This window comes from Streptomyces sp. NPDC047042, assembly GCF_040644035.1.
Classification (GTDB): domain Bacteria; phylum Actinomycetota; class Actinomycetes; order Streptomycetales; family Streptomycetaceae; genus Streptomyces.
The window spans coordinates 249,897-268,062 of sequence record NZ_JBEYVP010000006.1 but is presented as its reverse complement, the minus strand read 5'-3'; the positions used below and the strand labels follow the sequence as shown (position 1 = coordinate 268,062).

Genomic DNA, 18,166 nt, shown 5'->3' with positions numbered 1-18,166 from the left:
GGGTGAGCCACTCAGTCACGCACAGGCTTCCTCACCTTCACTGGGTCCAAGCCCGCTCCCGCAGCAACCGCAACCCGTTGAGGCCCACGAGGACGGTCGAGCCCTCGTGGCCCGCGACGCCGAGCGGGAGCGGCAGCGTGCCGATCAGGTCCCAGGCGACGAGGCCCGCGATGCACACCCCGGCGATCACCAGATTCTGCACGACGAGGCGTCCGGCGCGCCGGGAGAGGGCGATCACGGCGGGCACCGCGGTGAGCTCGTCCCGCACGATCACCGCGTCTGCGGTCTCCAGCGCGAGGTCGGAACCCGCCCGGCCCATGGCCACGCCGGTGTGGGCGGCGGCCAGCGCCGGGGCGTCGTTGACGCCGTCCCCGACGACCATCACCCTGCGTCCCGCTTCCTCCAACTCCCGTACGGCGTCCAGTTTCTGCTGGGGAAGCAACCCGGCCCGCACGTCCTCGATGCCGACCTCGGCTGCGAGTACGGCGGCGGCACGCGCGTTGTCGCCGGTCAACAACACCGGTGCGGCGCCGGTGAGTTCGGTGAGCGAGGCGACGGTGGCGGCGGCGCCGGGACGCGGGCGGTCGGCGAGCCCGAGCACCCCGGCCGGCGTACCGTCGACGACGACAAGGATCGCCGTACGACCGGACGCCTCAAGTTCCCTGACCAGCCGCCAGGTTGGCGAGCCGGCCGACATCCCGGCCGGCATCCCGGGCGCCTCCCCCAGTCGATCCGCCACCCCCAGCCGTTCCGGCGCCCCCAGTCGATCCGGCTCCCCCAGTCGATCCGGCGCCCCCACCGCGACCATGCGCCCGTCGACGGCCGCCGTCACGCCCACTCCGGGCGTCGACTCGAAGTTCGCCACGACCGCCGTCATCGTGAGCCCGCGCTCACGCGCCGCCTCCACCACGGCCCGGGCCAGCGGATGCTCGCTCGGGTGCTCGGCCGCCGCCGCGAGGGCCAGCAGGTCGTCCTCGCCCAGGTCCGATCCGGGCAGCGGCCGCAGGTCCGTCACCCGGGGCGTGCCCTCGGTGAGCGTGCCGGTCTTGTCGAGGGCGACGGCGTCGACCTGTCCGAGGCGTTCCATCACGACCGCCGACTTGACCAGGACACCGTGGCGCCCTGCGTTGGCGATCGCCGAGAGCAGCGGCGGCATGGTGGCGAGCACGACCGCGCAGGGCGACGCCACGATCATGAAGGTCATGGCACGCAGGAGGGCGTCGGTGAGGTCCGTACCGAAGGCGAGCGGTACCGCGAAGACCGCGAGGGTGGCGGCGACCATGCCGAGCGAGTAGCGCTGCTCGACCTTCTCGATGAACAGCTGGGTGGGCGCCTTGGTCTCGGACGCCTCCTCGACCATGCGCACGATCCGGGCGATCACCGAGTCGGAGGCGTCGCGCTCGACCCGTACGCGCAGGGCGCCGGTGCCGTTGAGGGTGCCGGCGAATACCTCGTCGCCCGGTTCCTTGGGCGCGGGCAGGGGTTCACCGGTGATGGTCGCCTGGTCGACCTCGCTCGCGCCGTCCAGGACGCGGCCGTCGGCGCCGACGCGTTCTCCGGGGCGTACGAGGATGGTGTCACCCACGGTCAACTCCGCGACGGGGACGATCAGTTCGTGTCCGTCGGGAGTCACCCGGGTCGCGGTGGCGGGGGCCAGGTCGAGGAGGCCGCGGACCGAGTCGGCGGTGCGGGCGGTGGCCAGGGCCTCCAGGGCGCCGGAGGTCGCGAAGATGACGATCAGCAGGGCGCCGTCCATGACCTGCCCGATCGCGGCGGCGCCGAGCGCGGCGACGATCATCAGCAGGTCGACGTCGAGGGTCCGTTCCCGTAGCGCCTTCAGGCCTTCCCAGCCCGGCTCCCAGCCGCCGGTGACGTAGGCCAGCGCGTAGAGCGTGCCCCAGGTCCAGGCGGGCGCGCCGGTCAGCTGCAGGGGCAGTGCGAGCAGGAAGAGGGCGGTGGCCGCGGCGGCCCAGCGGGCTTCGGGGAGCGCGAGGACGCGGGTGGGGCGGCGAGGCGCGGTCTGCGCGCTTGGCGACGGGAGAGCAGGGGCGGGGGTGAGAGTGACGGACACTTGCACACCATACAGGAACACATGAACAGTCATTCATTCGTTCATGTGCGATGGGTAGGATACGGCCATGGGTCATGGAGCCGTCACCGCCGCGCAGGACGCCGTCGAGCGCGTACGCCTCGACGCGGACAACGTCGCGAAGGTGGCCACGACGCTCCAGGCCCTCTCCACGCCCTCCCGGCTGCTGATCCTGGCCAGGCTGCGTGAAGGGCCGCTCCCGGCGACGGAGTTGGCGGCCGAGGTGGGCATGGAGCAGTCCGCGTGCTCGCACCAGCTGCGGCTGCTGCGCAATCTGGGCCTGGTGGTCGGCGAGCGGCGCGGGCGTTCGGTGGTGTACGCGCTGCACGATCACCATGTCGCCGAGCTCCTCGACCAGGCGGTCTACCACGTGGAGCACCTGCGACTGGGCCTGAGCGACACAGACGCCGACACCGAGGCGGGCGTCGCCGGGTAGCGCCGCCGGCCAGGCCGTCCAGGCCGGCAGGGCGGCCCGAAGACCCCTCTCATCTGCGGAATTGCCAATTTTCGCAATTAGCTAGATGCTTAATCGACCGTGTCCGGAAATACCGGCCGCGCCGATGGAAGCCGAGGTCACGGCCGAGTGAGCACTTCTGTGATCAGCCGCGCATGGGGCCCGGTGCGGTCACTGCTGCCCGTGCGCGCCGACCTGAAGGCGATGGCCCGCGACCCGCGTCGGGATCTCCTCGCCGGGCTGACCGTGGCGATCGTGGCGCTCCCCCTCGCGCTCGGCTTCGGCGTGTCCTCCGGTCTCGGCGCCGCGGCGGGACTGGCGACCGCGGTGGTCGCGGGGGCGCTGGCCGCCGTGTTCGGCGGATCGAACCTGCAGGTGTCGGGGCCGACCGGGGCGATGACCGTCGTCCTCGTGCCGATCGTCGCCCAGTACGGGCCGGGCGGGGTACTGACCGTCGGGCTGCTGGCCGGGCTGCTGCTGATCGGGCTCGCGCTGGCCCGTGCGGGCAAGTACATGCGGTACGTGCCCGCTCCCGTCGTCGAGGGGTTCACGCTCGGCATCGCCTGTGTCATCGGACTGCAGCAACTGCCGAACGCGCTGGGAGTGCCACGGCCCGAGGGCGACAAGGTTCTCGCCGTCGCCTGGCGGGCCGTCGAGGCGTTCGCCCGCCATCCCAACTGGACGGCGCTCGCGCTGGCCGCCGGTGTCGCGTCGGTCATGCTGCTCGGTGCGCGATGGCGGCCGACCGTGCCGTTCTCGATCGTCTCGGTGATCGTCGCCACCGTGCTGGCGCAGATCCTCCATCTCGACGCGGCCGCTCCGATCGGGGATCTGCCCGCCGGTCTGCCCGCACCCTCCCTGGCCTTCCTCGACCTGTCGGCGGTGTCCTCGCTGCTCGCCCCGGCCGTGGCGGTGGCCGCGCTGGCCGCGCTGGAGTCGCTGCTGTCGGCGACGGTCGCGGACGGCATGACGGTCGGGCAGCGGCACGATCCCGACCGGGAGCTGTTCGGGCAGGGCATAGCCAACCTCGCCGCCCCGCTGTTCGGCGGTGTGCCGGCCACGGCCGCGATCGCGCGGACCGCTGTGAACGTCCGTACGGGCGCCGGTTCCCGACTCGCCGCACTCACCCACGCCGTGATCCTCGCGGTGATCGTCTTCGCCGCGTCGCCGCTGGTCTCGAAGATCCCGCTGGCGGCGCTGGCGGGTGTCCTGCTGGCCACCGCGATCCGCATGGTCGAGGTGGGATCCCTGCGGTCGATGGCCGGAGCGACCCGCTCCGACGCGCTGATCCTGGTCCTGACCGCCGTCGCGACCCTCGCCCTCGACCTGGTGTACGCGGTGATCATCGGCCTGGTCGTCGCGGGCGCCCTCGCACTCCGGGCGGTGGCCAATCAGGCCCGCCTCGACGAGGTCCCGCTGGACCGGGGCGATCACAGCGCGGAGGAGCACGCCCTGCTGGCGGAGCACATCGTCGCCTACCGCATCGACGGACCGCTGTTCTTCGCCGCCGCACACCGCTTTCTGCTGGAACTGACCGAGGTGGTGGACGTACGGGTCGTCATCCTGCGGATGTCGCGGGTGTCGACCATGGACGCGACCGGTGCGCTGATGCTGAAGGACGCGGTCCGGAAGCTGAACCGGCGCGGCATCGTCGTGATGTTCTCCGGCATTCGTCCCGGCCAGCGCCAAGTCCTGGACTCCGTCGGCCTGTTGGAGCTCCTGCGACGGGACGGCCGCGAGTACGGCAGCACTCCCGAGGCGATCCAGGGGGCGCGCGCCCACCTGGAGACCGCCGGGGTCCTGTCCACCGTACCCACCCCGAGAGCCAAAGCCACGGGCACCGTCGGGGACGCTCCCCGATGCCCATGAGCGCCATACCCGCGGTACCGCGCATGGCCGATGTCCCCGGTGCCGGGGCCCGGTTGCCGCCGCTCGCCGCCGCCCGCGCGCGGAACGCCGCGATCCCGGTGACGGCTGCCTGGGCGAGGATGAGTGTCATGGTGTTCATGAATGGATGGGTACGAGGTGCCGGAGACCGGCCGCCGGTTCGGCCGTGCCGCTTCTCCTGGGAGGCGAGGGCACGATGAGCACGCCGCTGTACCAACTCAAGGCCGAGTTCTTCAAGACCCTCGGGCATCCGGCCCGTATCCGCGTCCTGGAGCTGCTGAGCGAGCGTGAGCACGCGGTGGCCGAGATGCTGCCCGAGGTGGGCATCGAGCCCGCGCACCTGTCCCAACAGCTCGCGGTGTTACGGCGGGCCAATCTGGTCGTCACCCGCAAGGAGGGCTCGACCGTGTACTACTCGCTGACCAGTCCGGACGTCGCCGAGTTGCTCCGGGTCGCCCGGACCATCCTGTCCGGTGTACTGGCCGGGCAGGCGGAGTTGCTGGCCGACCTTCGGGCGGCGCAGGGGAAACCGGAGCCGCCGTCGTAGTGTCGCGGGGGCCGGTGAGCCGGTGGGCCGAGCGTCCGGTGCGGCTCGGACGGCCACGCGGAACCGGAACCCCGTTCCGTCAGCCGAGTTGGGCCGCGAACGCCTCGTACGCCGCCTCGTCGAAGAGTACGAACCGCACCTCTTCCACGGCGGTCTCCGTCTCTCGCACCGTGGCCACGGCGATGCGGGCCGCGTCCGCCATCGGCCAGCGGTAGACGCCGGTGGAGATGGCGGGGAACGCGACCGTCCTGGCGCCCAGTTCGTCGGCGACGCGCAGTGACTCCCGGTAGCAGGAGGCCAGTTGGTCCGAGCGGTCCTCCTCGGTCCCGCCGAACACGGGACCGACCGTGTGGATGACCCAGCGGGTGTCGAGTTCGCCCGCGGTTGTGGCGACCGCCTTGCCGGTGGCCAAACCCTTGCCGTATTGCGAGGCACGCAGGGCCCGGCAGGCGGCGAGGATCTCGGGCCCGCCTCTGCGGTGGATCGCGCCGTCGACTCCTCCGCCACCCAGGAGTGAAGAGTTCGCCGCGTTGACGATCGCGTCGGCACTCTGTCGGGTGATGTCGCCCTTGACGAGCGTGATCGTGGTCATGAGCGTCTCAGCCTTCCCTGAGTCTTTTCCAGACGGCCTTCGCCGCGTTGTGTCCCGACATGCCGTGCACGCCGGGGCCCGGCGGGGTGGCCGAGGAGCAGATGAAGATCGCCGGGTGCGGGGTGGCGTACGGGGCCAGGGAGAGCCTGGGACGCAGCATGAGCTGGAGACCGCTCGCCGCGCCCGCGCCGATGTCGCCGCCGACGTAGTTGGCGTTGCGGGCCGCCAGTTGGGGTGGTCCGGCGGTGGCGCGGGCGAGGACCCGGTCGCGGAACCCGGGGGCGAAGCGCTCGAGTTGGCGTTCGATGGCGTCGGTGAGGTCGCCCGTCCAGCCGTTCGGGACGTGTCCGTAGGCCCAGAAGACCTGCTTGCCCTCGGGTGCCCGGGAGGGGTCGACGATGCTCGGCTGCACGGTGATCAGGAAGGGGGTGTCGGGGGCCCGGTCGCCGCGGGAGGCGGCGCGCAGGGCGGTGTCGATCTCGGCGCTGTCGGCGCCGACCTGGACGGTGGTCGCCGTGCGGGCCTCCCGCGCCGTCCAGGGCACGGGTCCGTCCAGCGCGTAGTCGATCTTGAAGACGCCGGCGCCGTAGCGGTAGCGCCCGTAGTAGCCGCCGAAGCCCGCGATACGGGCCAGTGCGGTGGGTGAGGTGTCGAAGACGTACGCACGGGCGGGTGGCAGGTCGTCCAGCCGCTTGACCTCGTAGCCGGTGTGGACGCTGCCGCCGAGGTCGGTCAGATACGCGGTGAGCGCGTCGGAGATCGACTGGGAACCGCCCCGTGCGACCGGCCAGCCGCGGGCGTGTGCCGCCAGGGCGAAGACCAGGCCCACGGCGCCGGTGGCGACCCCGCCGAGAGGGGCCATGACATGGCCGACGAGGCCCGAGAACAGGGCCTTCGCCCGCTCGTCGCGGAAGCGGCGCATCAGCCAGGTCGAGGGCGGCAGTCCGGCCAGGCCGAAACGGGCGAGCGTGACCGGGTCGCGGGGCAGCGCGGTCCGGGGCAGCGACATGAAGTCGTGGGCCAGGGTGTCCCACTTGCTGAGGAACGGCTCGACCAGTCTGCGGTACGCGCCCGCGTCGCGCGAGCCCAGGGAGGCGGCCGTCTCGGCCACGGAACGGGCCAGGACGGCGGCCGTGCCGTCCGGGAAGGGGTGGGCCATGGGCAGGTCGGAGTGCAGCCACTCCAGCCCGTACTCGGACAGCGGCATCGCCCTGAACGCCGGGGAGTTGACACCCAGCGGGTGCGCGGCGGAGCACGGGTCGTGCCGGAAACCGGGCAGCGTCAGTTCCTCCGTGCGGGCGCCGCCGCCGACGGTGTCGCGCGCCTCGAAGACGGCCACGGAGAAGCCGCGCCGGGCCAGCTCCACAGCGGCCGTCAGCCCGTTGGGCCCCGCCCCCACCACGACCGCATCGAGCATCGACGGCACCTTCGGACTCCTTTGTCAGCCGACGGCCAGTTGAGATCAGGATATGCCGGGACACCGACACCGCCCGGCGCGGGTAACCTCGGCCGGATGACGCGCCGTTTCCGCATCCAGTCGCCCGGCAAGGACGCCGACGACACCGCCTGGTACTGGTTCGAGGTCGAGGACGACGGCTGGGTGCTGCGACAGGCGGTGTTCGAGGCGGCTCTGGAGATCCCGCGTACCTGCGAGCCCCTCCAGAACGCCGACGGCACCACCTCCGGGGGCGCCTCAATGGCCGCCGCCCAGTCCCAACTGGCGCTGGTGCGCGAACGGTTCGGTCGACTGGGTGAGCAGCTCTACCAGACCGTGTACGGGGCGTTCACCGAGGGCGCCGTGGAGGTGCCCCCGGAGGCGGTGGACGTGACGGAGGCGGAGTTCGAGCGGGCGTGGGCGACGGCGGTGCGGCACCGGCACCTGAGCCACTACCGCACCGGCCCGCTGCCGGAGGGCGCCCGGGTCACCGGCATGGTGTGCGCGCTGCCGTGGGGGCCGGGCCGTACGGGACTGTTCGTCGACATCAACGTGCCCGTCGACGCCTTCGTGGACATCGCCTGGCTGCCCTTCGACCCCGCGGACTGGCCGACGGTCGGGACCGTGGCCGAGTTCGAGGTCGTCACCCTGCGTTTCAGCTCGGCCCGTCCGCAGATCAGGCTCCGCCCGACAGCAGCTCCACCACCCGGCGAGCCGTGGCCGCGTCGCGCGCCGCGGTGAACGGCAGCACGTTGCCGCCGGTTATGCGGAACGGGTCGCCCGCGCGGGTCAGATGGGCGCCGCCCGCCTCCTCGACGAGGAGGATGCCCGCCGCGTGGTCCCAGGCGGCCTCCCAGGAGAACGCGATGGCGTCCAACTCGCCCCGGGCGATGGCCAGATACTCCAGGCCCGCCGAGCCGCAGGCGCGTGGCCGGACGCCGTCCGTCCACAGGCCGAGGAGGGCGCGCTTCTCCTCGTCCGTCGTGTAGTCCGGGTGGGAGGTGGCCACCTCGAGGTCACGGCCGGACTCGGGCGAGCCCGCGCGCAGGGGTACGCCGTCGAGGAAGGCGCCCTGTCCACGGATCGCCGTGGCGAGCTGGTCGCGGGCCGGGGCGAACGTCCACGACCCGCGCACGACACCCCGGTGCGCGAGCGCGACGAGGGTGCAGAAGCCGGGGTCGCCGTGGACGAACTGCCGGGTGCCGTCCACCGGGTCGACGATCCAGACGGGCGCGTCTTCCTGTATCGCCTCGTACGAGGCGGGGTTGGCGTGCACCGCCTCCTCGCCGACCACGACGGAGCCGGGCAGCAGCTTGGGCAGCACCTCGGTGAGATACAACTCGGCCCTGCGGTCGGCGTCGGTCACCAGGTCGTGCGGGCCGCTCTTCTGGTCGACCTCGTGGTCGGCGAGCTGACGGAAGCGCGGCATGATCTCCGCGGCCGCCGCCTGGCGGACCGCTTCTTCGACGTCGGACGTGTGCCGGGCCAGAAACTCTTCGATGGTTTCGTTCTCTTCGATCATGCCTCCATGAGAGCACGCGCCACTGACAATCCCCGCCCGCCCGGTGGACATGGGGTGGAAACGGCCTGAACACCCGGATTCGGACATCGGAGCAGCCGGCCGGGACCGTCTCAGCGGCCGACCGCGTATCCCTGCATCCCTCGCGGGTTCGCCGCCGCCGACAGCACACCGGTCTCCGGATCCCGGGCCACCGCGCACAGCCGGCCCTCGGACCACCCGTCGCCGATGGTCACGTCGTGCCCCCGGCGGCGCAGTTCCTCGACCACCGCGTCCGGCATCCGGGCCTCCACGGTGACGCTGCCCGGACGCATGCCGCGCGGGTAGAACGAGCCCGGGAAGCTGTCGTTGTGCCAGTTCGGGGCGTCGATCGCGCCCTGGAGGTCGAGGCCGCCGCGCACTTGGCGGCGCAGGGCGACCGCGAGGAAGAAGTGCAGCTGCCACTGGTCCTGCTGGTCCCCGCCGGGCGTTCCGAACGCCAGCACCGGCACCCCGTCGCGCAGCGCGACGGAGGGGGTGAGTGTGGTCCGGGGGCGGCGGCCCGGGGTGAGCGAGTTCGGCAGGCCCTCCTCCAGCCAGGTCATCTGGAGCCGCGTCCCGAGGGGGAAGCCCAGCTCGGGTACGACGGGGTTGGACTGGAGCCAGCCGCCGCTCGGGGTCGCCGCGACCATGTTTCCCCAGCGGTCGACGACGTCGAGGTGGCAGGTGTCGCCCCGGGTACGCCCGTCCGCGGCGACGGGGGGTTCGCCCGGCACCGGGGAGGTCGGTGGCTTGGCCACGGTGGGCTCACCGGCGCCGAGCGGGTTGAACCCTGGTTCGTCGGTGGCCACCACGCGCGCGTGCGCGCACAGTCGCGGGGTGCGCCCGCCGGGGCTGCCGGGGCGCAGCTCGTGGGAGGCCTTGTCCCCTACGAGGGTCCGCCGGTCGGCGTTGTAGGCGTCGGACAGCAGGTCGTCGAGCGGTACGTCGGCCCCGCCGGACGCGTCCCCGTACCAGGCCTCTCGGTCCGCCATGGCGAGCTTGCAGCCCTCGACGAGCAGGTGGACGTAGTCGGCGGACTCGTACGCGGGCAGTTCCGGCGGAAGGAGCGCGAGTTGCTGGAGGAAGGCCGGGCCCTGGCTCCAGGGGCCGGCCTTGCAGAGGGTCCAGCCGTGCCAGTCGTAGGTCACCGGGTCCTCGTAGGCCGCCGACCAGGAGGCGAGGTCGGCGGCTGTCAGGGTGCCGGTGTGGTGTTCGCCGCTGGTGTCGAGGGTGGGCCGCGCCGACTGTCGTACGAGCGCTTCGGCGATGAAGCCGGTGCGCCACACCTCGCGGGCCGCCTCGATCCGGGCGACGCGGTCCCCCGCCCCGGCGACCTCGGTGAGGAGGCGCTGCCAGGTGGCGGCGAGGGCGGGATTGCGGAAGAGCCGACCGGGCCGGGGCGCCTGGCCGCCGGGAAGGTACACATCCGCCGACGAGGTCCACTCCGTCTTGAAGAGTTCTCGTACGGTCTCGACGGTCGCGCCGACGTTGTCCACGGGCGCGTGCCCGTTCTCCGCGTACCCGATGGCGTACTTGAGGACGTCGGCGAGCGACTTGGTGCCATGGTCGCGGAGCAGCAGCATCCAGGCGTCGAAGGCTCCGGGGACCGCGGCGGCGAGGGGCCCGGTGCCGGGCACGAGGTCGAGCCCGAGTCCCCGGTAGTGCGCGATGGTGGCGCCGGAGGGAGCGACGCCCTGGCCGCACAGGACGCGCACCTCGCCGTCGGCCGGGGCGACGATGATCGGCACCTCACCGCCGGGTCCGTTGAGGTGTGGTTCGACGACGTGCAGGACGAAGCCCGCGGCCACGGCGGCGTCGTACGCGTTGCCGCCGTCCTCCAGGACGGCCATCGCCGACTGGGAGGCCAGCCAGTGCGTGGAGGACACCATCCCGAAGGTGCCCTGGAGGGTGGGGCGGGTCGTGAACATACGGCTTGTCACCTCGATGTTGAGCGTCAGTGATAGGCGTGGACGACGGCGTGGCCCTTGCCGCGGCCGATCATCCACTTGTTCACCGGCGTGGTGATCAGGAAGGCGACCGCGAAACCGCCCAGCAGGGCCGACCAGAACAGCCCGTCCGAGAGGGTGGCGTCCATCGCGCCCGGAGTGAGGGCGACGATCGCGTTGTCGACCAGCTCCATCACGGCGATCGAGACGGTGTCGGCGGCAAGCGCGACCTTGATCGCGGACTTGAGGTCCAGGCCGGCCCGGCGGACCGCGAACAGGGTGAAGGAGTAGCCGAAGACGAACGCCAGTGCGATCGCCAGGACCATGGTGGGCACGTTGCCCCACATCAGGGCGGTGCCGATCACCATGCCGAGGATCTCGCCGATGGCGCAGCCGGTCAGGCAGTGCAGCGTCGCCTTTGCCGCCATCCCCCAGGACACCGCCCCCTGCGCGTGCCCGTCGTGCCGAGCCTCGTGGGTGGCGTGGTCGTGCGCCGCGTCGGTGTGGTGAGCACTGTGGTCCATGACCTTCATCCCCAATCCCGTCCAGTGTGACCCGTTCTCGAGCCCGCACCTGAAACGTATACCCCTAGGGGGTATAGGGCAAGTGGTTCGGCCAGGGCTCGGGAGTGGGGAGGCCGGTTTCCGGGGACCGGTGGTGGGTCAGGCCGTCACGGGCTGCGGCTCGCGTGTCGGAGTCGTGAGCCGACCCGTGCGGTGGCCGTACAGGGCGGCCGCGCAGGCGAGGCCGAGCACGGACACGGGAGATCCACGGCAGCGCGGGCATGCCCGCCGCACGGGCCGCGCGAGCAGCCGCAGGCCCGCACCGGAGTCCGTACGGGGACGGCGGTGGCCGCCAGCAGGGGTACGAACGCGAGCCCCATGCCCGCCAGCCCCCGGGCCAGTGCCTGCCCGGGTTCGTAGCAGGCCTCGCACCAGGCGGTCACCCGCGTCTGGCCGACGATCGTGCTCAGGCCGGAGACCCCGAAGAGCGCCGCGACCGCGGCCGTGCCGAACTCCCCGTCCCCGCCGACCCGGCGGATCTCCAGCGGGAGGGAGAGACAGACCTGGAAGGTGAGGACGTACGAGCCGATCATGGCGCCGGAGAAGAGCAGGAACGGCCGGTTGGCGAGGATGCATCGCCACTGGACGAGCACGCCTTCCCGGCCTGCCCCTCCCAGAGGGCCGGCCTCGGCCGGCCGCGACAGACCGCCGGCCTGTCGGCGGAACGTTCTACTATGGGCCTGCGTAGAGCGGCGAAGAGGGAGCGATCATGCGGCGACTGGGGGAACTCGAGGCGGAGATCATGGACCGCCTGTGGCGCTGGCAGCGTCCCGCGACGGTGCGGGAGATCGTCGACGACATCAACAAGCGGCGGCCGCTCGCCTACACCACCGTGAACACGGTGGCCACGATCCTCTACAACAAGGGCTGGCTGCTGCGCGGGAAGCAGGGCCGCGCCTGGGTCTACTCGCCGATCCGTACGCGCGAGCAGTACTCGGCCGCGCTGATGGAGGAGGCGCTCGGTGCCAGCGAGGACCGGCCCGTGGCCCTCGCCCACTTCGTGCAGCAGATGAGCCCCGAGGAAGTCGGCGCCCTGCGCGAGGCGCTGGCGTCCGCCGAGCGGCAGGAAGCTCCGTGAACGCGGTTCCCGTCCTGCTCGGTTACGCCGGGGCCGTGGGGTTCCTCGCCCCGCGGTTGCTGCTGCGCAGCGCCTGGCCGTATCGGGCGCCCGCCCTCGCGGTGGCCTCCTGGCTGGCACTGTCGGCGTCGTTCACGGTGACGGTCGCGCTGGCCGCGTACCAGCTCGCCGCCCCGACCGAGCACCTGCACGCCAATCTGATCGGCCTGCTGCACTCGTGCGGCCTGACGATCGGCCTCGGCGCCGCCGATCCCACGGTCGCCGCCCGGCCGGCGGTGGCCCTGCCCGCCTTCGTGGTGTTTCTCGTCCTCGGCTCCTTCGCCTTCGAAGCGCTGCGGGGCCGCCGCACCCGATCCCGTCACCGGAGGGTCCTGGATCTGGTGGGCCGCCGATCCGCGCGGCTCGACGCCACTGTCCTCGACCACGAACTGCCCGCCGCGTACTGCCTTCCCGGGCACCGGCCGCGTGTCGTCGTCAGCGCCGGTGCTCTGCGGCTGCTGTCCGCCGGGCAGCTCGACGCCGTACTCGCACACGAACGCGCGCACATCGCGGGCCGTCACCACCTGGCCCTCGCCGCCACCGAGGCCTTCGCGAAGATCTTCGACCCGCTCCCGCTGGCCCGGCACGCCAGGCACCAGACGGCCCTGCTCCTGGAGATGATCGCCGACGACCGGGCCCTGCGCCGACAGCCCCGCGCGGTGCTCGCCGCCGCGATGTACGACATGGCGGCCGGTGCGGCGCCCGCCGGCGCGTTCGCGGTGGGCGGCCCGAGCGCGCTGCTCCGGCTGCGCCGGGTGCTCGCGCCGCAGCGGCGCCCGCACGCCGCACTGCGGGGCTCCGTGGCTCTCTCGGCAGCGGCGGTGCCGCTGATCCCACTGCTCCTGGGCTGCGTGCACGGCATCAGCTGAGCAGGCGAACCCTCCTGTTTCAGCGGGCAGGATTGCGATTCGAACTACGAAGCTACTAAGTTGATCGGGTACTTGACCGGCCCTTGACGCATCGAGCGGCAGAGGCATCCGCCGCCCACCGCGGCTGAAGAGGAGTTGTCGCAGGATGGGATCCCACCGCCGACCGAAGCCACCGAGCCGCTCCCGGCTCGCCGTCCTGGCCGCCACGGCGGGCACCGTCTCCCTATTGCCGACCCAGGGCCATGCGGCGCCGAAGCCGACCGTCGACGAGGTGCGCAAGCAGGTCGCGGAGCTGTACGAGGAGGCGGAGGCTCCCACGGAGGAGTACAACGCGGCCCTCGAGGAGAAGAAGAAGCTCCAGAAGGAGGCCGGGCGCGCCCAGGAGCAAGTGGCCACCCAGCAGGCGGGGATCAACGAACTGCGTGAGGCGATGGGCCCGCTGGCCGCCGCGCAGTACCGCGACGGCGGTCTGGACCCGAGCATGCGGCTGTTCCTCTCCGCCGACCCCGACGACTACCTCGACAAGGCCGAGGCGCTGAGCCGACTGAGCGCACGCCAGGTCTCCATGCTCTCCGGCCTGGAGTCCCGGCGGCGCGAACTCGCCCAGACCCGGGCCGAGGCCCAGGAGAAGCTGACGGCGGCGGAGCAGGCCCGCAAGCAGCTCGCCGGCAAGAAGGAGGAGATCCAGGGCAAGCTCCGCGAGGCCCGACAGCTCCTGAACAGCCTCACCGCCGAACAACGCGCCGTACTGAAGGCCAAGGAGGCCGAGGCCGACCGGGCCGCCGGCACCAGCAGCAGCTCGGCCACGTACAGCGGACCGGCGAGCGGACGTGCCCGTGTCGTCATCGATTTCCTCTACGCCCAGCTCGGCAAGCCGTACGAATGGGGCTCGACCGGGCCCAACTCCTACGACTGCTCCGGGCTGACCGGCGCGGCCTGGCGCGCGGCCGGGGTCTCGCTGCCGCGCACGGTCCAGGAACAGTACTCGGCGGGCCGCCAGGTCGCCAGGTCGGACCTGCAGCCCGGCGACATCATCTACTGGTACAACAGCAGCCAGCACAACGGCGTCTACATAGGCGACGGCAAGGCCATCCACGCGCCGCGCACCGGCAAGAACATCGAGATCACCCCCCTCAGTTACATGCCGTACTTCGCGGCCACCCGCCCCTGAGAACCGGCACGGGCGGACTCCGCCACGCGTGATATACCCCCGGGGGGTATATCGTCGGCGTCGGGACCCGCATACAAGCAGGCCGAGGGAACTCGACGGCCTGATCATGACCGCCGCCCGGCTGCGCGCGAGCGGCGACGTGCGGTTCGACTCGAAGAAGGCCGGCCTTGTCCACCGCGTCCAACTGACCGGCGACATGGACGACCCGACCGCGCATCCGATCCTGATCGAGGAGGGCCTTGGATGCCGCACTGCCACAACGCCTACCGCGGCGAGGCCGGGATGATGGCCCTCGTGGCCTACCGGGCCTGAGCACTTCGACGCGCGCTGGGGCGGGACCGCACCGGTCCCGCCCCAGCCGTCTCGCCCGACCCGGTCACCCGGGTTTGTAGGGGATCGCCCGCTTGCGGGTGCCGGATGAGGCCCGTCGCACAGCCACTGAACGCGGTTCTCACTTCCGCCCCACAGACAGGCATGTGACACTGGCGTCCCGTCCTGAGTGCGGACGCCCTCCGCACCATCCCCCACGAGAAGTGCGCCTTGAGCCTTCCTCTGCCGCTCGCGCTCACCACCCGGCTCGCGCCGGTCGCCGTGCTCGCCACGGCCGGCTGGGCGCTGTCCTCGGGCCCGCTCGCCCCCGCGCCGGCCGCCGACCACCACGACTCGGCCACCAAGGGCGCGTCCGCGTCGCCCACCGCGCCCTCCACCTCGGCGGCCACGAAGACGTTCACCGCCGCGCCCGCGCCCTGCACGGCCGTGAGCGTGGCGACGATCAAGTCCCTTGTCCCGGGCGCCAAGACGGCCGGCAAGGAGATCCCGTCGACGGACAAGGCGGCGCGCCGCACCTGCTCCTGGAACGCGCTCAAGGGATACGACTACCGCTGGCTCGACGTGTCCTTCGAGCTGTCGGACACGGACGCGGCGGCGAAGAAGACGTACCAGGACCGGCTGACGGAGAAGAGCGGCGGCGGGGTGGTGCCGGGTCTCGGTGACGCCGCCTACTCGGTCGTGAACCTCTCCACCGAGGACAAGCAGCAGACCCGCGAGGGCGTCGTCCTGGTCCGCGCGTCGAACGCGCTGGTGGTGATCACGTACAACGGCAGTGACTTCGAGTCGAAGAAGGCACCCAGTACGGATGTGATCAACAAGGGTGCCATCAGGGCCGCCAGGGACGCGGTGGCAGCACTGGAGGGCGGCCGGTAGAACCGACCGCCCTCCGCCCTCCGCCGTAAGTCAGCGGGTCAGACCTCCGCCTTCCCCTTTCCGGTCGCCAGCATCAGGACCAGGTAGAGGACCATCGAGGTGCCCAGGCCCACCGCCCAGCCGTAGTCGGCCAGCGAGGACAGGGCCGGAATGGGCCGTCCGTCGATCAGCGGTGCGAAGTTTGCGCCGCCGATCGCCAGCACACCGCCGACCAGGAAGGCGACGACCGCACGCCAGTTCCAGCCGTTCTCGTACCAGTAGCGCCCGCCCGACCTGTACAGGTCCGCGAGGTCGAGCTTGCCCTTGCGGAGGATCCAGTAGTCGGCGATGAGGATGCCGGCGACCGTGCCGAGGAGACCGCCGACCAGGCCGAGCCACGTGAAGATGTAGCCCTGCGGGTCGGAGTACAGCTTCCACGGGAAGATCAGGACGCCGAGCACACAGGTGGCGAGGGCGCCGGCCCGGAAGCTGATCTTGCGGGGCGCGATGTTGGAGAAGTCGAACGCCGGGGAGACCAGGTTCGCCGCGACGTTCACGGACAGGGTCGCCACCAGCACCGTGACCAGGGCGAACAGCAGCCCGAACACGTTGTCGGTCTTGGCGGCGAGCTGTACCGGGTCCCAGATGGCCTCGCCGTACACGGCCTGCGAGCCCGAGGTGACCATCACGGACAGGAACGCGAACAGCGTCATCGTGGTCGGCAGACCGAGCGCCTGTCCACGCGTCTGGGCCTTCTGGCTCTTGCCGTACCGCGTGAAGTCCGGGATGTTCAGCGACAGCGTGGACCAGAAGCCGATCATGCCCATGAGGGCGGGCGCGAAGATCTTCCAGAAGTCGCCGCCCCAGCCCAGCTTGGAGGGCTGGTCGAGCAGCGGGCCGAAGCCGCCGGCCTTGCTCGCCATCCACCACAGCATCACACCGGCGCCCAGGAGCACGAAGGGCGCGGCCCAGTTCTCGAACCGGCGGATGGTCTCCATGCCCCGGTAGATGATGGCGACCTGGATCGCCCAGAAGATGGCGAAGGACAGCCACATCGTCCAGGCGTAGCCGCCGATCTTCCCGGCGTCGCTCCAGCCGTTGCCGATGAGTTTCCCGGCGAGGAAGTAGATCGCCTCGCCGCCGATCCAGGTCTGGATGCCGAACCAGCCGCACGCCACCAACGCCCGTACCACGGCGGGGAGGTTGGCGCCGCGCACCCCGAAGGAGGCGCGGGCGAAGACGGGGAAGGGAATGCCGTACTTCGGTCCCGCGTGCCCGGTGAGCAGCATCGGGATCAGGACGATCACGTTCGCCAGGGCGATCGTGAACACGGCCTGCTTCCAGTCCATGCCCACGGCGATCAGACCCGAGGCGAGGGTCCAGGAAGCCGTGTTGTGGGCCATGCCCACCCAGAGAGCCGAGAAGTTGTACGTGGTCCAGGTGCGCTTCTCGATGGGAACCGGCAGCAGGTCCTCGTTGGCGTACGGCCCGCTGGGGACGGGCGCGTCGGGGGAGATCTCCACCCGGCCGTCGGGGAGGGTGAGTTGGGAGGACGGCGGTATGGCCGTGGGAGCGGTGTCGGTCATGGGCAGGCCAATCAAAGAGGTGGGTCGGGAAAGGCCGTGCGGGTGGCGCGTTGGGGGACGCGCACAGGACGCCCGGAGGTGTCCTGACCCCCTCCCCGGCAACCTGAACGCCGGGGAGAGGGAGATGGTGGGTGCGTAACACAGCGGGATTTCGGGGACGTCAGGCGTTGACGGCCGGGATCACCGTCGACCCGTAGACGTCGATGACTCGTTCCTGGGCGTCGTGCATGTCGTAGACGGCGAACTGGTCGACACCGAGCTCACGCAGCTTGTTGAGCTTCTCGATGTGCGCCTCGGGGGTACCGATGACACAGAACCGGTCGACGATCTCGTCCGGCACGAACTGGGTGTCGGGGTTGTCGGCCCGTCCGTGGTGGGAGTAGTCGTAGCCCTCGCGGGCCTTGATGTAGTCGGTGAGTTCCTCGGGTACGGCGGCGGAGTGTTCGCCGTACTTTGACACCAGGTCGGCGACATGGTTGCCGACCATCCCGCCGAACCAGCGGCACTGGTCGCGGGCGTGGGCGAGCGCCTCGGGCGAGTCGTCCTCGGTGACATAGGCGGGGGCGGCGACGCAGATCTTCACCTCGGACGGGTCGCGTCCGGCGGCGACGGCCGCGTCCTTGACCGCCTTGACCATGTACTCGGTCAGATAGAGGTCGGAGAGCTGGAGGATGAACCCGTCGGCCTCCTCGCCGGTCATCTTGAGGGCCTTGGGCCCGTACGCGGCCATCCAGACGGGGAGTTCGGCGCCCGGCTTCACCCACGGGAACTTGACCACCGTACCGCCGAGGTCGGCCTCCTCACCGCGCCCGAGCGAGCGGATGACCTTCATCGCGCCGCTGATCCGGGCCAGGGTGTTGGGAGTCCGTCCTGCGACACGCATCGCGGAGTCACCGCGGCCGATGCCGCACACCGTGCGGTTGCCGAACATGTCGTTGAGGGTGGCGAAGGTGGAGGCGGTGACCTCCCAGGTACGGGTGCCCGGGTTGGTGACCATCGGCCCGACCGTCAACTTCTCGGTGCTGGACAGGATCTGACTGTAGATCACGAACGGTTCCTGCCACAGCACGGCGGAGTCGAAGGTCCAGCCGTACGTGAAGCCGTTGCCCTCGGCACGCTGCATCAGCTCGATGACACGCGAGGCCGGCGGGTCGGTCTGCAGGACGAGTCCGAAGTCCATGTGCGCCT

Annotated in this window: 17 protein-coding genes and 1 pseudogene; 9 read left to right on the top strand and 9 right to left on the bottom strand. The window is 71.4% G+C overall.

The window, feature by feature from the left end; genetic code table 11:
- Nucleotides 1-37: 37 nt before the first annotated feature.
- Complete coding sequence (locus ABZ855_RS09045) at nucleotides 38-2,104, bottom strand: heavy metal translocating P-type ATPase (protein WP_360803307.1); 2,067 nt, start codon at nucleotides 2,102-2,104, stop codon at nucleotides 38-40.
- A gap of 34 nt (nucleotides 2,105-2,138) precedes the next feature.
- Between ABZ855_RS09045 and ABZ855_RS09040 the strand changes: the two genes are divergently transcribed.
- From ABZ855_RS09040 to ABZ855_RS09030, 3 genes are all read left to right on the top strand, one after another.
- Nucleotides 2,139-2,525 carry a metalloregulator ArsR/SmtB family transcription factor gene (locus ABZ855_RS09040; RefSeq protein WP_360803304.1) on the top strand — a complete coding sequence of 129 codons (387 nt, stop codon included), beginning with the start codon at nucleotides 2,139-2,141 and terminating at the stop codon, nucleotides 2,523-2,525.
- Nucleotides 2,526-2,747: 222 nt separating this feature from the next.
- Complete coding sequence (locus tag ABZ855_RS09035) at nucleotides 2,748-4,412, top strand: SulP family inorganic anion transporter (protein WP_360803447.1); 1,665 nt, start codon at nucleotides 2,748-2,750, stop codon at nucleotides 4,410-4,412.
- 214 nt (nucleotides 4,413-4,626) lie between these two features.
- On the top strand, nucleotides 4,627-4,977 hold the full coding sequence (locus ABZ855_RS09030; RefSeq protein ID WP_360803301.1) for a metalloregulator ArsR/SmtB family transcription factor: 351 nt from the start codon (nucleotides 4,627-4,629) through the stop codon (nucleotides 4,975-4,977).
- A 79-nt stretch (nucleotides 4,978-5,056) separates the two neighbouring features.
- Here the strand turns inward: ABZ855_RS09030 and ABZ855_RS09025 are convergent, their stop codons facing one another.
- Both ABZ855_RS09025 and ABZ855_RS09020 read right to left on the bottom strand, forming a co-directional pair.
- Nucleotides 5,057-5,569 carry an O-acetyl-ADP-ribose deacetylase gene (locus tag ABZ855_RS09025; RefSeq protein WP_360803298.1) on the bottom strand — a complete coding sequence of 171 codons (513 nt, stop codon included), beginning with the start codon at nucleotides 5,567-5,569 and terminating at the stop codon, nucleotides 5,057-5,059.
- 7 nt (nucleotides 5,570-5,576) lie between these two features.
- Nucleotides 5,577-6,986 carry an NAD(P)/FAD-dependent oxidoreductase gene (locus ABZ855_RS09020; RefSeq protein WP_360803295.1) on the bottom strand — a complete coding sequence of 470 codons (1,410 nt, stop codon included), beginning with the start codon at nucleotides 6,984-6,986 and terminating at the stop codon, nucleotides 5,577-5,579.
- Nucleotides 6,987-7,082: 96 nt separating this feature from the next.
- On the opposite strand from ABZ855_RS09020, the gene ABZ855_RS09015 reads away from it, so the two are divergent.
- Nucleotides 7,083-7,745 (top strand): hypothetical protein, encoded by a 663-nt coding sequence (locus ABZ855_RS09015; RefSeq protein ID WP_360803292.1) that lies wholly within the window; start codon nucleotides 7,083-7,085, stop codon nucleotides 7,743-7,745.
- Here the strand turns inward: ABZ855_RS09015 and ABZ855_RS09010 are convergent.
- From ABZ855_RS09010 to ABZ855_RS08995, 4 genes and pseudogenes are all read right to left on the bottom strand, one after another.
- A complete protein-coding gene (locus ABZ855_RS09010; protein ID WP_360803289.1) occupies nucleotides 7,681-8,526 on the bottom strand; it encodes an inositol monophosphatase family protein in 846 nt (281 codons plus the stop codon). The two genes, ABZ855_RS09015 and ABZ855_RS09010, sit on opposite strands and share 65 nt — an antisense overlap.
- A 110-nt stretch (nucleotides 8,527-8,636) precedes the next feature.
- Nucleotides 8,637-10,472, bottom strand: a complete 1,836-nt coding sequence (locus ABZ855_RS09005; protein WP_360803286.1) for a gamma-glutamyltransferase — start codon at nucleotides 10,470-10,472, stop codon at nucleotides 8,637-8,639.
- Between the two features lie 26 nt (nucleotides 10,473-10,498).
- Complete coding sequence (locus ABZ855_RS09000) at nucleotides 10,499-11,014, bottom strand: DUF4396 domain-containing protein (protein WP_360803283.1); 516 nt, start codon at nucleotides 11,012-11,014, stop codon at nucleotides 10,499-10,501.
- 138 nt (nucleotides 11,015-11,152) lie between these two features.
- Nucleotides 11,153-11,655: pseudogene (locus ABZ855_RS08995) on the bottom strand (MFS transporter); the annotation flags it as partial.
- A 107-nt stretch (nucleotides 11,656-11,762) separates the two neighbouring features.
- On the opposite strand from ABZ855_RS08995, the gene ABZ855_RS08990 reads away from it, so the two are divergent.
- From ABZ855_RS08990 to ABZ855_RS08970, 5 genes are all read left to right on the top strand, one after another.
- Nucleotides 11,763-12,131 carry a BlaI/MecI/CopY family transcriptional regulator gene (locus ABZ855_RS08990; RefSeq protein ID WP_360803280.1) on the top strand — a complete coding sequence of 123 codons (369 nt, stop codon included), beginning with the start codon at nucleotides 11,763-11,765 and terminating at the stop codon, nucleotides 12,129-12,131.
- Complete coding sequence (locus tag ABZ855_RS08985; RefSeq protein WP_360803277.1) at nucleotides 12,128-13,039, top strand: M56 family metallopeptidase; 912 nt, start codon at nucleotides 12,128-12,130, stop codon at nucleotides 13,037-13,039. Before ABZ855_RS08990 ends, ABZ855_RS08985 begins: the two co-directional genes overlap by 4 nt.
- A gap of 145 nt (nucleotides 13,040-13,184) precedes the next feature.
- Nucleotides 13,185-14,210 carry an NlpC/P60 family protein gene (locus ABZ855_RS08980; RefSeq protein WP_360803274.1) on the top strand — a complete coding sequence of 342 codons (1,026 nt, stop codon included), beginning with the start codon at nucleotides 13,185-13,187 and terminating at the stop codon, nucleotides 14,208-14,210.
- Nucleotides 14,211-14,316: 106 nt separating this feature from the next.
- Nucleotides 14,317-14,496 (top strand): hypothetical protein, encoded by a 180-nt coding sequence (locus ABZ855_RS08975; protein WP_360803270.1) that lies wholly within the window; start codon nucleotides 14,317-14,319, stop codon nucleotides 14,494-14,496.
- Nucleotides 14,497-14,750: 254 nt separating this feature from the next.
- The gene (locus ABZ855_RS08970) at nucleotides 14,751-15,413 is read left to right on the top strand and encodes a hypothetical protein (RefSeq protein ID WP_360803267.1); all 663 of its coding nucleotides are present in this window, start codon (nucleotides 14,751-14,753) and stop codon (nucleotides 15,411-15,413) included.
- A 38-nt stretch (nucleotides 15,414-15,451) separates the two neighbouring features.
- On the opposite strand, the gene ABZ855_RS08965 is transcribed toward ABZ855_RS08970, so the two are convergent.
- A complete protein-coding gene (locus ABZ855_RS08965) occupies nucleotides 15,452-16,978 on the bottom strand; it encodes an NCS1 family nucleobase:cation symporter-1 (RefSeq protein WP_360803265.1) in 1,527 nt (508 codons plus the stop codon).
- A 160-nt stretch (nucleotides 16,979-17,138) separates the two neighbouring features.
- A complete protein-coding gene (locus ABZ855_RS08960) occupies nucleotides 17,139-18,158 on the bottom strand; it encodes a TIGR03842 family LLM class F420-dependent oxidoreductase (RefSeq protein WP_360803262.1) in 1,020 nt (339 codons plus the stop codon).
- Nucleotides 18,159-18,166 lie beyond the last annotated feature (8 nt).

Coding starts and splice junctions, on each gene's coding strand:
- ABZ855_RS08965 (WP_360803265.1), bottom strand. CDS start 16,978: ATGACCGACACCGCTCCCACGGCCATACCGCCGTCCTCCCAACTCACC.
- ABZ855_RS09010 (WP_360803289.1), bottom strand. CDS start 8,526: ATGATCGAAGAGAACGAAACCATCGAAGAGTTTCTGGCCCGGCACACG.
- ABZ855_RS08980 (WP_360803274.1), top strand. CDS start 13,185: ATGGGATCCCACCGCCGACCGAAGCCACCGAGCCGCTCCCGGCTCGCC.
- ABZ855_RS09020 (WP_360803295.1), bottom strand. CDS start 6,986: ATGCTCGATGCGGTCGTGGTGGGGGCGGGGCCCAACGGGCTGACGGCC.
- ABZ855_RS09045 (WP_360803307.1), bottom strand. CDS start 2,104: ATGACTGTTCATGTGTTCCTGTATGGTGTGCAAGTGTCCGTCACTCTC.
- ABZ855_RS09025 (WP_360803298.1), bottom strand. CDS start 5,569: ATGACCACGATCACGCTCGTCAAGGGCGACATCACCCGACAGAGTGCC.
- ABZ855_RS08990 (WP_360803280.1), top strand. CDS start 11,763: ATGCGGCGACTGGGGGAACTCGAGGCGGAGATCATGGACCGCCTGTGG.
- ABZ855_RS09035 (WP_360803447.1), top strand. CDS start 2,748: ATGGCCCGCGACCCGCGTCGGGATCTCCTCGCCGGGCTGACCGTGGCG.
- ABZ855_RS09000 (WP_360803283.1), bottom strand. CDS start 11,014: ATGGACCACAGTGCTCACCACACCGACGCGGCGCACGACCACGCCACC.
- ABZ855_RS09015 (WP_360803292.1), top strand. CDS start 7,083: ATGACGCGCCGTTTCCGCATCCAGTCGCCCGGCAAGGACGCCGACGAC.
- ABZ855_RS09040 (WP_360803304.1), top strand. CDS start 2,139: ATGGGTCATGGAGCCGTCACCGCCGCGCAGGACGCCGTCGAGCGCGTA.
- ABZ855_RS08975 (WP_360803270.1), top strand. CDS start 14,317: ATGACCGCCGCCCGGCTGCGCGCGAGCGGCGACGTGCGGTTCGACTCG.
- ABZ855_RS08960 (WP_360803262.1), bottom strand. CDS start 18,158: ATGGACTTCGGACTCGTCCTGCAGACCGACCCGCCGGCCTCGCGTGTC.
- ABZ855_RS09030 (WP_360803301.1), top strand. CDS start 4,627: ATGAGCACGCCGCTGTACCAACTCAAGGCCGAGTTCTTCAAGACCCTC.
- ABZ855_RS09005 (WP_360803286.1), bottom strand. CDS start 10,472: ATGTTCACGACCCGCCCCACCCTCCAGGGCACCTTCGGGATGGTGTCC.